This window comes from Arthrobacter sp. B0427-1-12, from assembly GCF_059092905.1.
Genome location: NZ_JBNHIC010000099.1, coordinates 1 through 6,591, shown reverse-complemented (window position 1 = coordinate 6,591; position 6,591 = coordinate 1). Strand labels below are relative to the sequence as shown.

Annotated in this window: 2 protein-coding genes; one reads left to right on the top strand and one right to left on the bottom strand. The window is 65.7% G+C overall.

Annotated elements, in window-relative coordinates; all coding sequences use genetic code 11:
- Positions 1–609: 609 nt before the first annotated feature.
- On the bottom strand, positions 610–3,330 hold the full coding sequence (locus AC5RWU_RS23350) for a calcineurin-like phosphoesterase C-terminal domain-containing protein (protein WP_494037337.1): 2,721 nt from the start codon (positions 3,328–3,330) through the stop codon (positions 610–612).
- A 1,002-nt stretch (positions 3,331–4,332) separates the two neighbouring features.
- Between AC5RWU_RS23350 and AC5RWU_RS23345 the strand changes: the two genes are divergently transcribed.
- The gene (locus AC5RWU_RS23345) at positions 4,333–6,459 is read left to right on the top strand and encodes a calcineurin-like phosphoesterase C-terminal domain-containing protein (protein ID WP_493986558.1); all 2,127 of its coding nucleotides are present in this window, start codon (positions 4,333–4,335) and stop codon (positions 6,457–6,459) included.
- The last annotated feature ends 132 nt before the right edge of the window (positions 6,460–6,591 follow it).

Sequence of the window (6,591 nt, the reverse complement as noted above, 5' to 3'; positions counted from 1 at the left end):
ACCGTTCAAAGCGTACCGGCGTCGTGGTCATGTCCGCCTCATCGGTTCCGGTGGACCGCCACGGATTCACCATGCTGCAGGAGTTGGCCGCCACCGGACGGTGATGCCCGGTGTCGTCCAGCCGGTCCTGGACGACGCCGGAATTTCAGCGGCGGCGGTGTGGCCCGGAGTTGTCCCGGTGACGGGACCGCCTTATGAGACATACTCACATTTGAGTATTACCCCAAGCTCTGCATCGTTTCTCTACCGTCCGCCGTAGTTGCGGGGACATATTTAGGCCGAAGTTATGCTCGTGCTTGAGGAAGACCGTGCCTCGGGCGAGTCGCAGGGGGGCTTGCGCCGTGTCGCCCGCAATGGTGACCGAGACATGAGGGGCGAAGCGGAATGCGAAGGCGGGCGCGACAGGCGGGTGCTGCCCCAGGATCGCCGTGACGACGTCGTTCTCGTCCGGGTAGACCCCGGTCGATATTTGTGAACCTGGCTGGTTTACCTCGCGCCCGAGCCCGCCCGGGTTATACGTGCGCCCTTGGTGGTCGGTGCCAATAGTGCCGAGACGTGACGTCGGGTGGCTGCGAAACGCAACCACCCGACGTCGTACGCAGGGAAAGGTTAGTCGGTGACCTCGAAGGTGATCGTCTCGGTGAACTCGCGGCCGTGGACGTCGGTGGCGGTGACGGTGGCGGTGTGCTCGCCGACGGCCAGGTCGGCCGGCAGCTCGAGGCGCCACAGGTGGGAGGTGCGGTCGTGGAGGCCGCCGCCGTGCACCAGCTGCTCGAGGCTGGCGGCCGGATCGGTGTACTCGGCGCCGATCAGCGGCACGTCATCGGCGGTCATCGACTGGGTACGCGTGGCCTCGGTGGTCTCGCCGCCGTCGATGGATACCTTCACGGTCGAGCCGGTGGAGCCCATCCAGAAGTTGGTGGTCAGCCAGGTCTCAGCGAGTTCGGCCTGGGCCACGGCGTTCGGGTTCTGCGGGGCCGGAGCCGTGCCGCGCCGGTCCGTGTACGTGTCGTACCAGGCACGGTAGGCGGGGGAGTTGATGCCCAGGGCCATCTGGTCGGAACCGTCGTCGCCGGTGGCGGTGAAACGCTCGCGGATCTCCGTGTTCTTGATGTCCAGGGTCAGTACGCCGGGAGGGGTCCCGTCACGCTGCACGGAGGTGGGGTAGCCCTCCTCGAGGACGCGTCCCTCGTACCACTGGCCGGACACTGCCGGGACAGTCAGGTGGGTGAACGGCAGGCCGTCCTGACCGAGTGTGTCGAGCCAGCCGGCCATCAGGTCGCCCTCGCGCAGGTTCTCCGACATGTGGGTGTGCCCGGCGACGGAGACCACCTCACGGCCTTCAAGGATCTCGTAGATCTCCTTCAGCGGCTCGGTGGAGTGGGAGTCGCTGTAGAAGAACTCGAGCAGGGGGCTGTGGGCGGCCAGGACGATGACCCGGTCCTTGGGCACAGACGCGATGTCGGCGCGGAGCCACTCCAGCTGGCGATCGCTGAGGCCGGAGTCGTATTTGCTGCCCGACGGGCCGGGATACACGATGTTGCTCAGTGCCACAACGTGGGCCTTGCCGGCGTCGTAGGAGTAGTACTCCGGGCCGAACTGGGCGCGGAAGGTGTCGAACTCGTGCTCACCGTCCAGCGCGTCGAAGTCCAGGTCGTGGTTGCCCGGCAGGAAGCGGGCCGGCCCGTTGAGCATGGAGGTCAGATTGCGGGTCTGGGCGTAGAGGGACAGATCGTTGCCCACGATGTCGCCAAGGAACAGGGCGCCGCAGCCGGCATAGTCGGTGCGGGCGGCCAGGTCGGCGAAGACACCGTTGCGCGCGAATCTGACTTCTTCCTGGTCGTAGGTCTGAACGTCGGCGCCGAGCACGCAGTGCTGCTCCGGGGACTGGGTCAGGTCGCTCTTGGCCAGCGGGAAGTTCACCTTGTCAGGCAGTGCTCCGGTAGGGGCGATGCCGCCGTACTTCAGAGCAGGGGAGCCTTCGGGCACGTGGTTGTAGAAGAACTGGGCGACGTTGTCCTCGTCCACCGGCACCTGGTAGCCGCGCGGCTGGGTAACGAAGACGGTCATGTTGTCGAATGCCGGCAGCTCATAGCGGCCCTGACCGTCCGTCGTCACGACGTCGCGGCCGTTGGAGACCGTCACCCCGGGCATGCCCGGCTCACCGGAATCCTGGGTGGAGTTCCTGTTCTTGTCATCGAACACGGTGCCATCGAGAGTCTGCTGGTCAGCTTCCGCAGCGTTGACGACGTCGACACCGCCCCGGTACGCGGAGGCGGCCCAGCTCGATTCTGCCGGTGCACTGTCAGCACCTTCGACGTCAACGCGCCGGACTTCGGTATTGACCGTATTGGTTCCGTCCGTGACGGTGAAGTAGTACTCGTACCAGAGCTTGTCCGCCGGGTCGAACACGTCGAGGACGTGTTCGTAGCGGTCATCCTGTACGGCCTTCATGTTGTGGGTCTGGAATTCCGCCTCAAGGTTGCTGCGCAGGTTCAGGGTGACCGTGCGAACCTGCTGGTCGTCGCTGGCGGTCGCTTCGAATGAGAAGTCTGCTGCGGGGTTGATGCTCTGTGCGGTCGCGTCCGTCACCGACGGGTCTGCCGAGTCGGTCGGAAGCACCATGAGTCCTGCCGGAACCTGATCCGGGTTGACGCTCCCGGGCGAAGCTGCAGCTATTCCGGTCAGGATCTGCCGGGAGAGGTCCTCAGGGTTGACCGCGAATTGGATGCCCTGATTGGCGGAGGTGTTGTCGGCGCCGTCAAGGTTGTAGTAGGCGCGGTTCAGGCCGAAGCCGGTGTTCGTGGCGATCTCCAGCCCGCGTGGTGACCCGTTGGCCATGCCTCCGGTGAAAATCTCGACCAGGTTCTCACCCATGACGAGGGAGGAGCCGAACTTGGCGTTGAAGTCGGCGTCGGTCAGTGAATCGTTCTGTCCGTTCTTAATCCAGAAGACCAGGGTGCCGCCCGGTGCGATGGAAACGTCACGGGGCACCGACGGCCAGTCCACCACGTTGGAGTTGGTCAGATCGGCGCGGGGGTAGAGGTAGCGGAGGGTGTAATCACTGAAATCAACCGGTTCGGAAGAGGCGTTGTACACCTCGATGAACTCGAAGCCGTCGGCAGTGCCCACGTTGGACGTATCCGGCGTGACCTCGGTGATCTGCAGCGGCGCGGTGGTCAGCGTCGGGTCGGGCTGCAAGGCCGGGGCTGGAGCGGCGGTGGCGGCGGGGCTAACCATGGCGCAGGTGGCCAGCAGAGCCAGAGCGCCGGCGGTTATACCCAGGGGCCGGGACAACCGGGTGATTTGGGGAGAAGGGGACGGGTACACGAATTTGAACCTCTTGTGGAGTGATTGGATTGCCGCCCGTTGGGGCGAGAGCACTGTCGACTCTTTCCCGGTCGAATGAACGGGAGCCGAAGGAGAAGTGAAGTATTCCCCAGCTGACGGTTTCAGTCGGCACAACACCTGGAGAATGTGTGAATGGCTGAAAGCAAAATGGCTATACCCCTGCCGAACGGGGCCGGGTACCTGCCAGAGTCACTGATCCCTATCCAAACGCCGTTCCCCGATCCAAAGCAGAGGTGTCCGTTTAGTTGCCGCATTTCCGGCGGGAAAGGAGCGGTGCCGGAAACGTAAACACATTCCCGGCACCGCTCCGCCTAGCCCATGTGGACAGGCTCGATCAATCTCTCGATTGAGAGTTCGACGCCCTGAGGAGCGCCGGAGCGTTCTCGCACATCCGCAGCCACGTAGGGCAGACCGCAGCGGCAGGCATGCATGGACCCTCTACACCTTGGAACATCCTTGTAGATCCAGAATCTGACGAAGCTCGGGACGCTATACCCCAGCGCAGGCCCTGCGCCGGGGTGAAACCGAGTTGATCGCGCTGTACTGGTCGATCGGGCCGTCACATTTTGCAGCGCACGGATGCTGAGGGTTGGGGGAGCGGAGTGCTTTCCGGACGGGCAGGTCATTCAGACCCTTGCAAAAGTTCTCGGGTCTCAATGTCCCGCTAGCCCACCGGCTACCGCACCATCTAGCGCGGCACGCTTGAGCTTCCCAACTGAGGCAGCAAGCTAGAGCACGGGGGATAGTTGTTGCACGGTCCGGATTGGTGCTGCGTTCCCGGCGTGCGCGTACGGGGTGCTGCGGGCCGTCGCCTCTCCGTTCGACCACGGATCCGAGCCGGTGCCGGCACGGGCGCCTGCGCAGGCCAGGGTTTGCCGCCCGTTCACCCGGTCGTGGCGGAACAGGCACCGGCCCGTCATACGCAAGTCCTAGCTTGAGGGGTTGCTTCCGACAGCAATCACTCTGGTGAAAGGATTCTGTATGTCTTCCCCTGTCTCCCGGCGTCGTTGTGCCCTGGTGGGCGGCACCGCCCTGGCTGTGCTGGCACCGATGGCGTTCTTCGGCGTGCAGATCGCTTCGGCGGATCCGCCGGAGCACTCCGGCGCGGGGGGCAACCCGCCGGCCCATGCCCCCGTCAAGGGTCACCGCGGGGACAAGCCCGTCGATGATGGGGTGGACCCCACGACGTACGTCGGTGGTCCCGAAGTCGTCGCCGAGGGCGAGACCGGGGAGGATGTCCTGGATGGTGTGGTCTTCGATGACACCAACCAGAACTCGGTCCGGGATAAGGGCGAGAAGGGCATCTCGGGGGTGACGGTGTCCAATGGTCGCGAGGTGGTCCAGACCGATGCCGAGGGCCGCTACGAGCTGCCGGCGCAGGACAAGGACACCATCTTCGTCACCAAGCCCGCCGGCTGGGACACCCCGGTCGATGAGAACAACATCGCGCAGTTCTCCTACACCCACGCCCCCAAGGGCACCACCGAGCAGGAGTTGCGCTTCGGTGGCCTGGAGCCCACCGGGGAACTGCCCGCCGCGGTGAACTTCCCGCTGGCCAAGAATCCCTCCTCGGCCGGCGAGGACATTCGGTGCCTGGTGCTGGCCGATCCGCAGACCTACTCCAACCAGGAGATCTCCCATGCGCGCAACGGTGCCCTGCGCGAAGCCGCGGCCTATGATGCCGCCGACTGCGGCGCCCTGTTGCTGGGCGATATTGCCGGCGATGACCTGGGCATGTACGACCGGGGGAAGGAGGCCTTGGGCCTGATGGGCATGCCCGTCCGCGCGATCCCCGGCAACCACGACTTGGACTTCGACGCCACGGACGCCCGGTGGTCGCTCGATACCTACCGGCAGCACTGGGGACCGGAGAACTACTCCTACGATGTCGGCGAGGTACACGTGCTGGCGCTGAACAACGTGAAATACCCGTGCACGCCCGAGGACGACAACGCCGACGGCAAGCGGCCGGCCTGCGAGGACCCGGCCGGCGCCCCGGCGTACAACGGCCGTCTCGGGGAAGACACCCTGGCCTGGATCGAGAAGGATCTGGCCACCGTGCCCAAGGACAAGCGCGTCGTGGTCGCCACGCACATCCCGCTGGTGTCCCACTCCGGCGCGGACAGCGCCCAGCACCAGACCGACGACGTCCGCACACTCTACGAACTCCTCGAAGGACGCGAGGCGTTGTCCCTGTCCGGTCATTCGCACTGGGTCGAGTCGATGGCCGAGGGGGATTCCCTCGGGGCGTGGGAGGAGGCCGTGGGGGTGACGGCCGTGCCGTTCGACCACATCGTCGCCGGCGCCGTGTCGGGGGACTGGTACGCCGGGGACTACGACGTCGACGGCCAGCCGATGAGCTTCCAGGGCGACGGCGCGCTGCCGGGCTTCTGGACCTTCGACTTCTCCGGCACGGACTACCAGCACGCCTTCCATGCCACCGGCCGCGACGGCGACCAGATGGGCCTGGGCCTGAACTCCCCGCACTACCGCCACTGGGCGCAGACCCTGATCGACTGGCGCGACGAGCACCCCGTCACCTGGGAGAACAAGCACAAGGACGCGGTGCCCCCGCTCACCCTGGGTGATCTCGGGGATCAGAACATGATCACCCGCGAGGACCTTGACGGGGGCACCTACCTGACCGCCAACGTCTGGGCGGGCACCACCGACTCCACCGTCACCGTCTCGATCGACGGTGCCGAACCCGTCACCGCGGAGATCACCCAGCCCGCGGCGGGTGAAGAGGTCCGGCGCGGCGTCGAGTGGTCCGACCCGTCCGCGCTGATCCGCCAGCTCACCAGCGCCCGGATGTCCTACCAGTCGACCTCGGGGAACCCGCAGGCCCAGGGCCTGCACCTGTACAACGGCCAGGTCTACGGACCCTCCGCACCGCGGCCGGTGGAAGGCAACCTCGCCGATGGGTCCCCGCACCTGTGGCGCATCCCGCTGTCGGCCGACCTCGAGAACGGCATGCACCTGGCCGAGGTGGTCTGGACCGACCGCTACGGCAACGAGCACACCGAGACCCTCGCCTTCGAGGTCGTCGACGAACGGCCACAGCAGAGCTTCCGGCTGGACACCTTCGGCGAGGACGTCGTGTGGTGATCCTCCTTGTGCTGAGCAGGCAATAGACGCCCTGAACGACACAGGACCATGAACTGGGGCCGGGGGGCCACCACAGAGAGGGCAGGACGAAATGTCGGTTTTTTCCTCCCAACACGTTGAAACCACGACGCA

Coding starts and splice junctions, on each gene's coding strand:
- AC5RWU_RS23345 (WP_493986558.1), top strand. CDS start 4,333: ATGTCTTCCCCTGTCTCCCGGCGTCGTTGTGCCCTGGTGGGCGGCACC.